Annotated in this window: 12 protein-coding genes; 6 read left to right on the top strand and 6 right to left on the bottom strand. The window is 58.0% G+C overall.

Annotated features, from left to right (window positions below; translation table 11 throughout):
• Positions 1-478: 478 nt before the first annotated feature.
• The 5 genes from WC600_10270 to WC600_10250 form a co-directional block, all read right to left on the bottom strand.
• On the bottom strand, positions 479-688 hold the full coding sequence (locus WC600_10270; GenBank protein MFA4903120.1) for a cold-shock protein: 210 nt from the start codon (positions 686-688) through the stop codon (positions 479-481).
• A 287-nt stretch (positions 689-975) separates the two neighbouring features.
• On the bottom strand, positions 976-2,082 hold the full coding sequence (locus WC600_10265) for a hybrid sensor histidine kinase/response regulator (GenBank protein MFA4903119.1): 1,107 nt from the start codon (positions 2,080-2,082) through the stop codon (positions 976-978).
• Between the two features lie 148 nt (positions 2,083-2,230).
• On the bottom strand, positions 2,231-2,737 hold the full coding sequence (locus WC600_10260) for a response regulator transcription factor (protein ID MFA4903118.1): 507 nt from the start codon (positions 2,735-2,737) through the stop codon (positions 2,231-2,233).
• 205 nt (positions 2,738-2,942) lie between these two features.
• Positions 2,943-3,614, bottom strand: coding sequence for a response regulator transcription factor (locus tag WC600_10255; GenBank protein ID MFA4903117.1), 672 nt, complete (start codon positions 3,612-3,614; stop codon positions 2,943-2,945).
• Between the two features lie 100 nt (positions 3,615-3,714).
• Entirely contained in the window at positions 3,715-5,616 is a 1,902-nt protein-coding gene (locus tag WC600_10250; GenBank protein ID MFA4903116.1) for a PAS domain S-box protein, read from the bottom strand.
• 584 nt (positions 5,617-6,200) lie between these two features.
• Between WC600_10250 and hypF the strand changes: the two genes are divergently transcribed.
• The 6 genes from hypF (at position 6,201) to WC600_10220 (ending at position 11,547) form a co-directional block, all read left to right on the top strand.
• Positions 6,201-8,519 (top strand): carbamoyltransferase HypF, encoded by a 2,319-nt coding sequence (hypF, locus tag WC600_10245; GenBank protein ID MFA4903115.1) that lies wholly within the window; start codon positions 6,201-6,203, stop codon positions 8,517-8,519.
• Between the two features lie 180 nt (positions 8,520-8,699).
• The gene (locus WC600_10240) at positions 8,700-8,921 is read left to right on the top strand and encodes a HypC/HybG/HupF family hydrogenase formation chaperone (protein ID MFA4903114.1); all 222 of its coding nucleotides are present in this window, start codon (positions 8,700-8,702) and stop codon (positions 8,919-8,921) included.
• The gene (gene hypD / locus WC600_10235) at positions 8,908-9,996 is read left to right on the top strand and encodes a hydrogenase formation protein HypD (GenBank protein MFA4903113.1); all 1,089 of its coding nucleotides are present in this window, start codon (positions 8,908-8,910) and stop codon (positions 9,994-9,996) included. Before WC600_10240 ends, hypD begins: the two co-directional genes overlap by 14 nt.
• 144 nt (positions 9,997-10,140) lie before the next feature.
• On the top strand, positions 10,141-11,139 hold the full coding sequence (hypE, locus tag WC600_10230; protein MFA4903112.1) for a hydrogenase expression/formation protein HypE: 999 nt from the start codon (positions 10,141-10,143) through the stop codon (positions 11,137-11,139).
• A 77-nt stretch (positions 11,140-11,216) separates the two neighbouring features.
• Entirely contained in the window at positions 11,217-11,339 is a 123-nt protein-coding gene (locus tag WC600_10225; protein MFA4903111.1) for a hypothetical protein, read from the top strand.
• Positions 11,329-11,547, top strand: a complete 219-nt coding sequence (locus WC600_10220) for a type II toxin-antitoxin system HicB family antitoxin (GenBank protein MFA4903110.1) — start codon at positions 11,329-11,331, stop codon at positions 11,545-11,547. The genes WC600_10225 and WC600_10220 overlap by 11 nt, the downstream gene beginning before the upstream one ends.
• 22 nt (positions 11,548-11,569) lie before the next feature.
• On the opposite strand, the gene WC600_10215 is transcribed toward WC600_10220, so the two are convergent.
• Positions 11,570-14,725 carry an efflux RND transporter permease subunit gene (locus WC600_10215; protein ID MFA4903109.1) on the bottom strand — a complete coding sequence of 1,052 codons (3,156 nt, stop codon included), beginning with the start codon at positions 14,723-14,725 and terminating at the stop codon, positions 11,570-11,572.
• Positions 14,726-14,740: the final 15 nt, after the last annotated feature.

Genomic DNA, 14,740 nt, shown 5'->3' with positions numbered 1-14,740 from the left:
GCTAACTATAGGCTGGCTCGCAGATATTGCCAGAAAGGTGAGGAGCCATGACTCAGTTTTAAGACTTTGCAAAGAGAGCTCAACGAAAAACAGACCTCTGTCACCGGGTGAAGAGGCGATAAGGTGGCGAAGCAGAGCTCCGCCAGAAATTTGCGTTCCCAAGGCTTGTGCTTGGGAACGAGAAAAAAGGCGGGATGCGCTACGCTTTCCCGCCCTACGGTTGCTCTGAGGGGGACCATATAGGTCCGCCCCTAAAAAACTAAATTTACCTGTATGACCGCAACTAGGTATCAGAGGGTGGCGGCAGCGAGCAGCCCTAGTGCCCGGCCCTGGGGCCGGGTGTGGAGGGCGAAGCCAAAAAGCCGCGCCGGAAATGGCCTATCCGGAAGGCAGGGCGACGCGGAAGGGCTTGGGTCTGCAGCGCTGAGACAGCAAGACTCCAGGGGGCCCTACCCCTGGAGCCGCACGGGGTTAGTCCCTAACGTCCAAGTTTGACGACGTTTTGGGCCTGGAGGCCTTTGGGGCCCTGAACCACTTCAAACTCAACTTCCTGGTTTTCCTGGAGAGATTTAAACCCTTCCCCCTGGATGGCGGAATGATGCACAAAGACATCGGTGCCGTCTTCCTGAGAAATGAAGCCAAACCCTTTGGCATCATTGAACCATTTTACCTTACCCTTCACCTTCATGTTGGATACATCCTCCTCGTTGTTACTGCCCTCTTGCTTGCGGCGGCATCGCCTGTTTCATCCTATATTTATTTACTTATACTGCAAATCGCTGTCAAGTAAAAACAAAAAAAGCAAGGATCTAAGCGCAGGGGGATGATGTGGCCCCCCAGGGAATCACAACCAAAAAAAGGGGTGAAGGCCCCCGTTAGCCTTCTACCCCGGTTACTCCCAAAATTTTTCTAACTTCCTCTGGAAAAAGAGGCCCCAGAAGCTCCTTGGGTTCACGGATTTTTAAACCTGGTTCGTTATTGGGGTAACGACACTACAAAGTTGGAGCCATCGCTTTTGGGTTCGTACCAGATGTCGCCGCCGTAATCCTGGAGGATGTCCCGACTGAGCGGCAGCCCCAGACCCAGCCCTGAGCGTCCCTTTTTCGAGCGCCGCATCTCCGGGCCATACGTAAAGAGCATGGAGCGGTAGGCTTCGGGAACGGTCTTGCCGGTATTATAGACATTCAACCGGCAGTTGGACCCTTGAGTCTCGAAATCCACGACGATGGTGCAGCCGTTGCCGCCGTATTTAATGCCATTACTGATAAGGTTTCTGAAGACGCTTTTCAGCCACGGTTTACTGCCCCGGACCGGAATCTTGCCTTCCAGCCGGTTGGGCAAGCGGTTGACCAGGGTAATTTTATGGTCTCGGATGTCGGAGGCCAGTTCAGTCAGGACCGGTTCGACGATATCTGCTCTTAAATCGAGGCGGTCCCGTTTTCTTTCACCCAGACCAGGGATCCCCAGGGCCTTACCGAGAAACTCATCGGTCAGGTGAATCAAGTTTTCGACCCTGCCGGAGACCTCCTGCAGTCGAGACCGGGCCCCCTCGCTCATGTCGCCATAGGTGCCCCGGACCATGAGCTTCATGGCTGCGGCGGTGGACACCATGGCACCCCTGAGGTCGTGGAGCATCAGCATCGTTTGAGGCCTGGCCTGGTCGCGCTCTTGGGGAAGGTCCGCCGGAAGCCGCAGGGGTTGGAGTTCCACCACCTCGTGGTCTGTCAGGCATTGACTCACCCGGCGCCACAGTTCAGCAGGGCTCACCGGCATCAGGATGTAGTCGTCGATCTCCAGTTCGTAGGCTTCCAGGGGGAAGATGGCCTCGCCATTGGCGCTGATTACCATGACCTTGACGTCGGGATTGAGCCGCTTGGCCCGATCCAGGATGTCAAAAATCTCACGGTCATCCGCAGTGAGCTTGCCAATGACCATATCGTAGTTCTTTTTTACCAGGGCTTCCAGAGCGGCCTCCGGGCTCGCCGTGGCTTTTACCGCAAAGCCTTTATATTCCAAAACCCAACCAATGGTCCGCAGGAGGTTCGTGCCGTCGCCAACCAAGAGAACGTCGTATTTAGCCATCGGTCTGCTCCTTGTCTGCCTACTGAGGTGGACGGAAGATGTCTGCATAGAGGACGAGGGAACCAGATTAAGCATGATGCTATTTAACACATTTTCTTGTATTGAAATCAATCCGCCAAATTACCTATTTGCCGTTAGGTAAAAATGCCTAGGCGGGCTCAACAAATGTCTCATTCACCGTGACCGTCTTCGCCAAAGGTTGGGCATCACCCCAGAACCGGGGGGGGATATAGACTTCGCCCCGACGGACGGCGGCAATGGCCAGGAAGATTTGTCCCGCCACATATTGTTTCGGGAGAACCCCGGCGGCTCCGGTCGCCAATCCTTGAAATAAATATTCCGGTTCCAGTTCCAGGACCATGATCAAGACCTTCACCTCGGGATAGTGCAATTTGATGAGTCGAATTCCTTCCCGGGCCCGAAGATCGGGCATAGATACATCGAGGATCACCAGGGCCGGGGGCGATTGTTTTAAGAGATCGAACAACTCGTAACGATTGCCGGCTTCCCCCGAGACCTTGAGGCCAGGATGTTCTTCGAGAATTTTTCGCATTGCGCGGCGGAACCGCGCATGGGCGTCGGCCAAAATGATGGGGTAATGGCCCTCTATGGGGTTCGCCTCAGTAGGAAGATTGACATTCACGCTGGATACCATCTTGGTTCCCAGTGTAATGGAGAAGACGGCGGAAAGGAATTGGCACTACTGCCCATTTGCCTATAGGTAAAATTACCTATAGTTGGTCAACAATACCCAGATCCGCCCCGACAGGATACTTCAAGATGGAATTATTTTCCTGGGGAATGCGGTCGAAGCGGTTGAGGAATGAAGAAAAACGAATTGCAGCAGTTGCCGCAAGCCGTCACAGGTCTTGGGCTGTAACGTAACCTTTCTGGATGGCGTACATCACCAGGTCTGCGGTTTTCTTGAGGTTCAATTTTCTCATGATGTTGGCGCGGTGATGCTGGACCGTCCGGCTGCTGATAAAGAGGAGTTGGCCGATCTCCTTGCTAGATTTGCCTTCGGCGATGAGCTTGATGATCTCCCGTTCCCTGACGGTGAGAGGTTCTTCCGGGGCGGTCAAGGACTCGCCGCCGGGCCGGAACTTATCCACAAAGATATCGGCCATTTGGGCCGAAAGCAATGAGGATATAAAGGTGCCGCCCTTGCGCAGGGTTTCGATGGCGGAGATCAGTTCGCCATCGGCATCTTCCTTGAGCAAATACCCTTCCGCGCCTGCAGTCAGGGCATGATACAGGTATTCCCGGTCTTTGTGCATGGTCAGGATCAAAACCTTGACCCGGGAATCGACACTTTTGATCTCCCGGGTGGCTTCCAAGCCGCGGAGGTTGGGCATGGAAATATCCATAATCACCAAATTGGGGTCGAGATCCTTCAAAAGTCGCAGGAGTTCGAGGCCGTCACTGGCTTCTCCAACTACCTCCACATTGTCTAATCCTTGAATAATTCTTCGGACGCCCCGGCGAAACATCACATGGTCATCGGCCAACAAGATCTTGAAAGGGCTGTCCATTATGTGCCTCCGTTATTATGCAGCGATCGGCAAAAGGGCCAGAAAATATCTCCAAGCCTGGGCTACGGTTTGCTGTTTTCTGTAAGCCGGAAACCCGCTCTCAACGGTCAATCGACTCATAAGGATGACCGATGGGAATAATACAGGTCACCTTGGTGCCGGTCCCGGGCTGGCTCCGGATATCCAGAGTCCCGCCCAACATCCGGGCCCGTTCGTTGAGAGCGGCCAGTCCCAGACCTCGACCGGCGACCCGGCGGGCCGAAATTTGGCGCGGATCGAACCCCGCGCCGTTGTCTTCCAAGACAATGGAAACCAAGTCGTCTTTTTTGCGTATCGCAATGGAGACTTGGCTGGCGTCGGCATGCTTCGAGATGTTGGTCAAGCATTCCTGAAAGATGCGATAAATAATGATTTGGGCGTCAGAGGTGAAGAGCTGGTCCAAATCCTCAACTTCAAAGGAATGGGAGACCGTATAATGCTTGCTGACCCCGTTTATCAAGTACTTCAGGGCCGACTGCAGGCCCAGGTCCTCCAGGATGGCGGGGCTCAGATCCCGGGACAGGCGTCGAACATTGTCAATCACTCCGTCCAGGTATTCAAGCAATTCCCGACACTCCACCCTTAAGTCCAGCTGACCTTCATCCAGGCCACGTTCAATGGCCCGGATTTGCAGCTTCAAGACCGCCAGGCTCTGGCCCAACTCGTCGTGCAGCTCCATGGAAATCCGTTTCCGTTCCCGCTCCTGGGCGGTGAGGAGTTGGGAGGTGAGGAAGCGCAGCCGCTGCTCCGAGTCCCACAGGGCTTCTTCGGCTCGCCGCCGCCGAGTAATGTCTATGCCCACCGCGCCGATGATAATGGGTTTGCCGTCTTTGTCCAGAATGGGAAATTTATTGACCAGCCAGATATGGGCGCCGTCATCCTGAGAAATCTCTTCGATATTCTGCACCGGCTCGCCCCGGGTGAGAACGCGCCGGTCGCCTTCATTTAATTGTGCGACCTTTTCGGCCGGCCACACCTCATTGAAGACTTTCCCAACCACGGATTGAAGTTGGCGCTGCCGAACCTTCTCCCAGGTTTCATTGACATAGAGATAACGCCCTTGGATGTCACGCATAAAGGCGATGCCGGGGAGGTAGCGCATAAAGGAAGCGAAGCGATTTTCGCTCTCCCTCAAGGCTTCTTGAACCTGCCGGCGTTCGGTGACGTCAAAGAACACGCCGTGTATGTAATCCACCCCGCCATCCGGACCACAAAAGATTTGGCCCCGATCCTGGATCCAGATGACCTCTCCGTCTTTTCTTTTGACCCGGTATTCCCGGATGTAGGACTTGGAACCCTTCAGTCCTTCCCGGAAGGCCTCTTTAAATCCCGGCAGGTCTTCTTGGAGCAAGACGTCCGACCACCTCACTTTCCGGGAATCGAAGTTGTTCTTGGAATAACCGGTGATTTCCTCCACTTTCCCATCGACAAAATCCACCGCATAATCGAGGTAGCCTTTATACACCACGGCCGGGATGTTCTTGAGGAGGAGGCGAAATTGTGCCTCGCTGTCTCGCAGCGCGGCCTGGGCCTGGCGACGCTCCAGGCGCTCCTCGGCCTCCCGCAGGGCCCGTTGGACCGCAGGCCCCAACCGGGAGAGGCGGTCTTTGAGAACGTAGTCGGTGGCCCCGCGCTTCAAGGATTCGATGGCGACTTCCTCACCCATGGCTCCAGAGACAAAGATGAAGGGTACTTCGGGGTACCTGGCCTGGGCCAGGGCCAGGGCTTCCAGGCCATCAAACCCCGGCAGGTGGAAGTCGGAAAGGATCACATCCGGCTTTTCTTCGTCCAGGGCGGCGAGAAATTGTTCCCGGTCCGTGACGCGCCGATAAGAAAAATCGATCCTGGCTTGCCGCAACTCATAGGTCATGAGTTCGGCGTCGCTAGCCATATCTTCGAGAATTAAAATACGCAGGGACCCCGTACTGCACTCTGAGTCTTTGCGCAGATCAGCCGCTTCCATAGAAAAATGACCTAAGTGGTCTCAGTTGGGGACTTTGTTCAGGAGGAGCCAGTAGAGGCCTAATTCCTCCACTACCTGAAAATACTTGTCAAAATCCACCGGCTTGACCATGTAGCTGTTGACCTCACCGCCCGTCGGAGACCGATTCCGGCACCCCAAGACGCCTTAATAATGAACCATTTCGGGATATTTTATCATAATTTTTTCTATATTTTCAGTTTTTCACCAAGTTCAATATCGGCTAGAACGCTTGAGGGCAGCCGAGCCATCCAAGGCCGTGGTGCGGTGAATGGCGCGCCTGAAGACGAGCCGTAACCAGGGAAAAACTGAGCTGAACCAATGCTACTATTGTTTATCGATACCACAGTTACAATGATTAATATACTTTTTTCTTTAATTATAATAGCTTTTGTCAAAGCAACTTAGTCAAGCATAACGTCTCTGTGGTGATCCGTAATAGCGCTTTCGCCGCATTGATCTTCTCGTCTCGCGGCGGCAATTTGCTCCTGGGGATCATCGCAATATTTTGTTATACTTTTATTATCTATACGTAAATCCGGGAGTTTTTCAGCCCCGAGACAAAGATGTTCATGGCGATTTCCGAGAATCTGGCCCGCAAACGGCTACAGGTCACCGGCGTGGTGCAAGGCGTCGGGTTTCGGCCCTTTATCTACCGGCTGGCCCGGCGGCATCACCTGGCCGGTTGGGTGTGCAATACGTCCCTTTGCGTGGAAATCGAAGTCGAAGGCTCCCCCGCGGCGGTGGCCACGTTTATCGGCGAACTGCAACACCAGGCCCCGGCCCTGGCCCGTATCGAGGCGGTGGTGAGCCAGGCCACGCCGCCTCAAGGGAGCCAAGGCTTTACCATCCGGGAGAGCCGGCACCTTAAAGCTACCCAGGCCCTGATCCCCGCGGACGTGGCTACCTGCGACGACTGTCTGAACGACATCACCGACCCCTTAAACCGCCGTTATCAGTATCCTTTTACCAACTGCACCAACTGCGGCCCCCGGTTCACCATCATCCGGGAAGTGCCCTATGACCGCCCCCACACCACTATGGCGGCCTTTGAACTGTGCCCCCAATGCCGGGCGGAATATGAGGACCCCGAGGACCGGCGCTTTCATGCCGAACCCACCGCCTGCCCCCTTTGCGGCCCCCTGGTCTGGCTGGAACAGGGTGAGAAGCGCCTGGATGAGGAAGCTATCCTCGCCGCGGCCCGGCTGCTCAAAGATGGCAAGATTGTGGCCGTCAAGGGGCTGGGGGGCTTTCACCTGGCGGCCGACGCTAGCGTTGACGCGGCCGTCCAAAGCTTAAGGGCACGCAAGGGCCGGGTGGCCAAACCCTTTGCCCTCATGGTCCGGGATTTGACTGAGGCTCAGCGCCTGTGCCATTTAGGCGAGGCGGAACGGGTCCGGTTGATCTCCCGGGAGCGCCCCATCGTCTTGGTCCGCCGGCGGGACCAAAGCGGCATCTCGCGCCACGTGGCCCCGAACCATAAGTACCTGGGGCTTATGCTGCCCTACACGCCCCTGCATTTTTTGCTCATGGAGCATGCCCCCGCTCTGGTGATGACCAGCGGCAACTTGAGCGAAGAGCCCCTGGTTTATGGTAATGATGAGGCCCGCAGCAAACTAAAGGGGATGGCCGACGCCTTTCTGATGCATAACCGGGACATCCAGGTGCCATGTGATGACTCCGTGGTCCGGCCCGTGGTCGGCGGCGCCGCCATTTATCTGCGGCGGGCCCGGGGTTTTGTCCCGGACCCTATTTATCTGCCCCTTGACTCAGAACCGATTTTGGGGGTAGGGGCTGAACAAAAGAATACTTTCTGCGTGGCCGCTCAGGGAGTGGCGTTGCTCAGTCAGCATATCGGCGACCTGGACAGCGTGGAGACCTTCGACTATTACCAGCGGGCCATCACCCATTTTAAGGCCCTGTGCCGCCAGGACCCGGTGATCGTGGCGCACGATCTGCACCCGCATTATCTCAGTACCCGTTATGCTAAAGGGCTGACCGGGGTGCGGCTTATCGGGGTGCAGCACCATCACGCCCATATCGCCGCGTGTCTCGCGGAAAACCGCCGCACCGACAAATGTATCGGCATCGCCCTGGACGGCACGGGCTACGGCGAAGACGACACCGTGTGGGGTGGCGAACTCCTGGTGGCGGATCTGGCCGATTTTACCCGGGCCGGTCATCTCGCGCGCGTGCGCCTGCCGGGTGGGGAAGCCGCGGTCAAAGACCCCAAGCGCATGGCTGCAGCCTACCTGTATGCCCTCCATGGCGACGACTTTTTAAGTCAGGCCGGGCAGCTAGGGATAGATTTCGTTCCCTTGGAAGCCCGTATTCTGCACCGCCAACTGGCCGAGGGGCTCAATTCACCCCTCACCACCAGCGCCGGACGCCTCTTTGACGCGCTGGCCGGGGCCCTGAACGTCTGCCGCACCCGGACCTACGAAGGCCAACCCGCCATGGAACTGGAAATGGCCGCGGATGAAAACGAAGACGGCTTCTACCCCGCGGCCGTTCGTGCTCAAGGTGATGTCCTGGTCCTGGATACTCATGCCATCTTCGGCGGTGCGGTGACGGACTACCTGGCCGGCGTTGCCACCGCCGCCATTGCGGGCCGTTTCCATAATTCCCTGGTGCGGCTCCTGGCCGACGCCTGCGACCTGGTTCGGGAGCGGACCGGGCTTAACCTCGCGGCCCTGTCCGGCGGGGTGATGCAGAACGCCTTGCTCTTTAGCCGGCTGCACCAGACCCTTGCAGAACGGGGCTTTGAGGTGCTGACCCACACCCTGGCGCCGCCCAACGACGGCGCCATCGCCCTGGGCCAGGTGGCCGTGGCCGCGCAAAGAGAGGGGGAAAAGGCGAAAAGGCGAAGAGGGAAAAAGGAATGACTTGGCCATCCACTAAAAATATTAGTCTTCATTTAGCCGGAGGCGAAAGCACGCGTCTATACAGGCTGGAAAGCCTGTACCACGGGTATTTCCCCTTTTACCCTTTTACCCTTTTACCCCATAGCTTATAAACACCTTAAGCTTTGTAAAATGAGAAAAATCTGTTAAACAGGAAATATTATGTGTATTGCCATTCCCATGCGACTCATTGAAATCGACGGGACTATCGCCGTAGCCGAAGTGGATGGGGTGACCCGCCAGGTGCGCCTCGATCTGCTTCCCGAGGCGGTGTTAGGCGATTACGTGCTCATTCACGCCGGACTGGCCATTGCCCGGGTGGATGCCGAGCATGCCGCGGAGACCCTCTCCATGATCAGGACCCTGGTCGATGAAGTTTATTGACGAGTTTCGGGACCAGGCCCTGGTCCAGGAACTCGTCCGGCGCCTGGCGAACTTGGCGGAAGGCCCCGCCACGGTCATGGAGGTTTGCGGCACCCATACCATGGCTGCGGCCCGCTTCGGGCTGAAAACGCTGTTGCCTCCCGATGTTAAGCTGATTTCCGGTCCCGGCTGCCCGGTGTGCGTCACCGCGCAAATAGACCTGGACGCCTTTCTGGCCCTGGGGACCGAACCGCATATAATCCTGGCCTCCTTCGGCGACATGCTCCGGGTCCCCGGCACGAACATCACCCTGGAAGGTCTGCGGGCCCAAGGGGCCGACGTGCGGGTGGTTTACTCCCCTCTGGATGCGGTGGAGTTGGCCCGGCAAACCCCTGAGAACCATGTGGTCTTCTTCGGGGTGGGCTTTGAGACCACCATGCCTGCCACCGCCCTGGCCATAAAAACCGCGGCGCACTATGACCTGGACAATTTTTCCGTCTGGTGCGTCCACAAGACCATGCCCGCGGCGCTTAAGGCGTTGCTGTCCAGCGGCGAGGTGCGGGTCTCCGGGCTGCTTTGTCCGGGGCATGTTACCACCATTATCGGGGCCGAAGCCTACGATTTTATTCCCGCCGAATTTGGCCTGCCTTGCGCGGTCACCGGCTTTGAGCCCATCGACATGCTCCTGGGGATAGAGTCGATTTTGCGGCAACTGCACCAGGGCCAGGCCATCGTAGACAACGTCTATACCCGGGCGGTCCAGGTCCCCGCCAACCCCCGGGCTCAGGCGCTGCTGGCAGAGGTCTTCGCACCCGAAGACGCCCAGTGGCGGGGGTTGGGAATCATTTGCGGCAGCGGCGCCGGGATTCGCTCAACTTACGCTCGCTTCGACGCCCGAGCCCGGTTTCCTAAAATATGGGAAAATCTTACGCCCCCGCCCCCTTCGGCCTGCCGCTGCGGCGAGGTCCTGCGGGGCGTGCTGCGTCCGGTGGAATGCCCCCTGTTCGCAACCCGCTGCACCCCGGTCCAACCCCTGGGACCTTGCATGGTCTCCAATGAGGGCGCTTGCGCCGCAGCGTATAGGTACGAGAGATAACTTGAAAAAGGGGGAAAAGGGGAAAAGGATAAAAGGCGAAAAGGGAAGGGATAAAAATTTATTGCTTTTATCCTTTTCGCCCCTTCGCCTCTTTCCCTTTTGCCCCCGGTCCTCCCTTCACTGTCCCGAAAGGACCATCCTTTTATGTCACGAATTCTTTTGAGTCACGGCGCCGGCGGCCGGGAGATGGCGACGCTCATCGATGAGGTCTTCCTGGCCCGGTATGGCGACCCGAACCGGGTCGGCGACGACAGCGCCACCGTCCTGGTGGGTTCCCACCAACTGGCGTTTACCACCGACTCCTTTGTGGTGGACCCGCTATTTTTTCCCGGCGGCGACATCGGCCGGTTGGCGGTGGCGGGCACGGTGAACGATCTGCTCACCGCCGCGGCCCGGCCTTTGGTCCTATCAGCGTCTTTTATATTGGAGGAGGGGCTGGAAATCTCGGTTTTGCAGGCCATCGCCGAGTCCATGCAGGCGACTGCGGCTGAAGCCGGGGTGGCTATCGTGACCGGGGATACCAAGGTGGTGCCCAAGGGGTCCGCGGACAAGGTTTTTATCACCACCGCTGGGGTGGGGTTGGTGTTGCGGCCTGGGGTATCGGGGGCGGCCGCGAGGCCTGGGGACGAGATCATCCTTACCGGGTCGGTGGGGGATCACGGCACCGCGGTAATGCTGGCCCGGGAAAAACTCCTGGACGGCGAGGCCATTGCCAGCGACGCCGCGCCCCTTTCCGGGTTGGTGCTGAACCTGTTGGAGGAAGACTGTAAGATTCACGCCATGCGGGACCCCACCCGGGGCGGGATTGCCGCGGCCTTGAACGAAATCGCCCGGCAGTCTCAAGTTTCCATGGAAATCATCGAGAACCGGGTGCCGGTGCAACCCGCGGTGGCCGCGGCCTGCGAGGCGTTGGGGCTGGATGTCTTCAAGGTGGCCAATGAAGGCAAGATGCTCATCCTCGTGGCCCCGGAGGATGCGGCCAAGGCGCTGTTCATCATTCGGCGCAGCCCTTACGGGGAGACGGCCCGGGTCATCGGCAAGGTGGGCGAGGGGCCAGCGGGCCGGGTGCAGGTGCGCACCGTTATCGGCACCGCCCGCATCCTGGACCCGCCGTCGGGGGATTTGCTGCCGCGGATTTGTTAGAGCCGCTTTCGTTCCCAAGCGCAACTAAGGTGCCCAAGCAGAGCTTGGGCGAAAATTATTCGTTCCCAAGCAGGAGCTTGGGAACGAGGAAAATTCTCAGTCTCCAGAGTAAGGCTGGCAAGGCCAAACCTTACCAGGTCAAACAGGTGAGGCAGGTGATACTCAAGTATCTCCTGGGAGGCAAGGAAGATGAGCAGTAAGTATCGCTATGAAATCATCATGTATTGGAGCCAGGAAGACCAGGCGTTCATCGCCGAGGTTCCGGAGTTACCGGGTTGCGCCGCCGACGGTGCTTCATATCTCGAAACCCTGGCCAATTTGGAACAGATTATTGACGAATGGATCGGGACGGCCCAGGAATTGGGACGCACCATTCCCGAACCCAAAGGACGGTTGATGTATGCCTGAGGGCAACCGGATTAATCCAGACTCAGCGGAGCTTTTTGGGCGGATCGAAAGGTGAGGTGTCCGGGGTGGGGAGGAACTCAGTTGGCTGGCTGGCCAGGCTCGTGCGGCGGCGGAAGAATTTGCCGGCCTTTTTCTGGAGGGATTCCATATACAGGTAAAAGACCGGGGTGATGTAGAGGGTGAGGAGTTGGGAGACCAACAGGCCGCCCACCACCGAGATGCCCAGAGTTTGGCGGGATTCGCCCCCGGCGCCTAACCCTAAGGCGATGGGCAGCGCGCCCATGAGCGCCGCCATGGTGGTCATCATGATGGGCCGGAAGCGGACCAGGGCTCCGGCGTAGATGGCTTCTTTAGGAGTTTTGCCTTCGTTGCGCTGGACCTCCAGAGCGAAGTCGATCATCATGATGGCATTCTTCTTGACAATGCCCACCAGCATAATAATTCCCACAAAGCCATAGATGTTCAGGTCCAGGTGAAAGAGCAACAGGGCTAACAAGGCGCCCACCCCGGCGGACGGCAGACCCGAAAGGATGGTCACGGGGTGGATAAAGCTCTCGTAGAGGATGCCCAGGATCATGTAGATCACCAGGATGCACATGGCCAGCAGCAGCCACAGGCCCTGCATGGAGGCCTGGAAGGCTTGGGCCGCGCCCTGAAAGCTGGTGCTGATGGTGGCCGGCAGCATTTGCCGGGCTTCTTTTTGCACCGCGGCCACGGCATCCCCCAGGGCCGCTCCGGGCTTGAGGTTGAAGGAGATGGTCACCGCGGGCAGCTGCCCCGCATGGTTGATGGTGAGGGGTCCCAGGGTCTGGGTGAAGTTGGCCAACACATTCAACGGCACCTGTTGCCCGTCACTCGACCTCACGTAAAGCCATTGCAGGGCCGTAGGGTCCAACTGGTAACGGGGCTCCAGTTCCATGATGACCTGATACTCGTTGTTCGGGGCATAGATGGTGGAGATCTGCCGGGAGCCGTAAGCGTAGTAGAGGGCATCCTCGATCTGCTGGGCCGAAACCCTCAGGGTGGCCGCCTTGTCCCGGTCGATCACCACGTTCACTTGGGGGTTTTTGATCTGCAGGTCGCTGTTGATATCCACCAGACCCGGCAAAGCCCGCATCTTGTCTTGAAGCAAGGGGGCATACTTGAAGAGTTCGGCAGTGTCCGGGCTCTGCAGGGTAAGCTGATAGAGGCCCTTGGTCAGCATACCGCCGATGCGGATTGGCGGGAGGTTCTGCGGATAGGCCCGGATACCCGGGACGGTGGCCAGTTGGACTCGCAAGTCCTGAATGATCTCGTCCACCCCCGGACGCTGATTGCGGGGGATGAGGCGGATGAACATGCGGCCGGTATTGCCCGCCACGTTGGGGCCGCCGGCTCCGACACTGGAGAAAAAATTCTTCATATAGGGGTTTTGCAACACGATGGCCATCAACGCTTTTTGTTCCTTAACCATGGCCTCGAAGGAAATGCCTTCGGCCGCTTCGGTGAAGGTAAAGATGGAGCCCGTGTCTTCGCTGGGCAGGAAACCTTTGGGAACCATGGCGAAAAGCACAAAGGTGACCACCAGGAGCAGGCCGGAGAACAGCATGGTGCTCCGCCGATGCCTGAGAACCCATTGCAGGGTGGTATCATAAAGCCGGAGCATGCCGTCGAAAAAGCGCTCTGTTGCCATGTAGAGACGACCGTGATGCTCTTGTTTGGGCGGTTTTAAGAAACGGCTGCACAACATGGGGGTAAGGGTCAGGGAGACCAAGCCGGAGACCAGGATAGCGGCCACGATGGTCACCGCGAACTCATGGAGCAGACGCCCCAATATACCGCCCATAAAGAAGACCGGAATAAAGACCGCGGCCAGAGACAGGGTCATGGAGAGAATTGTGAAACCGATCTCCCGAGACCCCTTAAGGGCCGCCTCAAAGGGCTTCTCACCCATCTCCATGTGGCGCACGATATTTTCCAGCACCACGATGGCGTCGTCCACCACGAAGCCCACCGCCAGGATCAGGGCCATCAAAGAGAGATTATCCAGGCTGTAGCCCAACAGATACATCACGCCAAAAGTACCCACGATGGACATGGGCAGCGCCAGGCTGGGGATGATGGTGGCGGACAGGTTGCGCAGGAAAAGGAAGATCACCAGGACAACCAAACCCAGGGCCAACAACAGGGTGAACTGGACGTCATTCACCGATTCCCGGATGGTGGCGGAGCGGTCATACAGCGTGTAGATTCCCACCGACGCCGGAATCTGGCTCCGCAGGACCGGCAAAATCTTGTTGATTGAATCCACAACCTCGATGGTGTTGGTGCCCGGCTGGCGCTGGATGGCCAGGACGATGCCCCGGGTGTTCCTGTACCAGGAGGCGATCTTGTCATTTTCGACGCTGTTGATCACCCGGCCCAGTTCAGACAGGCGCACGGGTTGGCCGCCTCTGTAGGCCACGATGAGCGGCCGGTAAGCCTCGGCGTTGGTAAGCTGGCCGGTGGCCTGGACCGTAACGGCCTTGTGGGCGCCATACAGAGTCCCCGTGGGCAGGTTGACGTTTTGGCTCTTGACTGCGTCCCCCACCTCGTTGATGCCAAGCCCCCGGCTGGCCAGGGCTTTGGGGTCCAGTTGGATGCGCACCGCATACTTTTGGGTACCGAAAACCTGGACCTGAGCCACCCCATTCACCATGGAGATGCGCTGGGCCATGAGGGTTTGACCATATTCGTCTACGGTGGAAAGCGGCAGGGTGTCGGAAGTTAAAGCCAGGTAGAGCACCGGCTGGTCTGCCGGGTTAACTTTCTGATAAGTTGGGGGGGTGAGCATTTCCGGCGGCAGTTGGGCCCCGGCTTTGGCAATGGCCGCTTGGACGTCCTGGGCGGCGGCATCGATGCTCCGGCTCAAAGCGAATTGCAGGGTGATCTGGCTCAAGCCCAGGGCGTTGGTGGAACTCATGGAATCCAGGCCCGCGATGGTGGAGAACTGGCGTTCCAGGGGGGTGGCCACCGCAGCAGCCATGGTCTCGGGTGAGGCCCCAGGCAGGGTGGCACTCACCATGACGGTGGGAAAATCGACGTTGGGCAGATCGCTTACCGGGAGGTAGCGATAACTCATGGCTCCGAAGATCAGGATGGACAGCATGACCAGGGTGGTCATGATCGGCCGGCGGATAAAGAGTTCGGTGAAGTGCATAGGGCCGCCCAAGGA

Source organism: Desulfobaccales bacterium (assembly GCA_041648175.1).
Taxonomy (GTDB): domain Bacteria; phylum Desulfobacterota; class Desulfobaccia; order Desulfobaccales; family 0-14-0-80-60-11; genus 0-14-0-80-60-11.
This window is presented reverse-complemented; position numbering and strand designations above follow the sequence as displayed.

Excerpts from the sequence above, each read along its gene's own strand:
- WC600_10270 (MFA4903120.1), bottom strand. The coding sequence starts at position 688 with ATGAAGGTGAAGGGTAAGGTAAAATGGTTCAATGATGCCAAAGGGTTT.
- WC600_10265 (MFA4903119.1), bottom strand. The coding sequence starts at position 2,082 with ATGGCTAAATACGACGTTCTCTTGGTTGGCGACGGCACGAACCTCCTG.
- WC600_10260 (MFA4903118.1), bottom strand. The coding sequence starts at position 2,737 with ATGGTATCCAGCGTGAATGTCAATCTTCCTACTGAGGCGAACCCCATA.
- WC600_10255 (MFA4903117.1), bottom strand. The coding sequence starts at position 3,614 with ATGGACAGCCCTTTCAAGATCTTGTTGGCCGATGACCATGTGATGTTT.
- WC600_10250 (MFA4903116.1), bottom strand. The coding sequence starts at position 5,616 with ATGGAAGCGGCTGATCTGCGCAAAGACTCAGAGTGCAGTACGGGGTCC.
- hypF (MFA4903115.1), top strand. The coding sequence starts at position 6,201 with ATGTTCATGGCGATTTCCGAGAATCTGGCCCGCAAACGGCTACAGGTC.
- WC600_10240 (MFA4903114.1), top strand. The coding sequence starts at position 8,700 with ATGTGTATTGCCATTCCCATGCGACTCATTGAAATCGACGGGACTATC.
- hypD (MFA4903113.1), top strand. The coding sequence starts at position 8,908 with ATGAAGTTTATTGACGAGTTTCGGGACCAGGCCCTGGTCCAGGAACTC.
- hypE (MFA4903112.1), top strand. The coding sequence starts at position 10,141 with ATGTCACGAATTCTTTTGAGTCACGGCGCCGGCGGCCGGGAGATGGCG.
- WC600_10220 (MFA4903110.1), top strand. The coding sequence starts at position 11,329 with ATGAGCAGTAAGTATCGCTATGAAATCATCATGTATTGGAGCCAGGAA.
- WC600_10215 (MFA4903109.1), bottom strand. The coding sequence starts at position 14,725 with ATGCACTTCACCGAACTCTTTATCCGCCGGCCGATCATGACCACCCTG.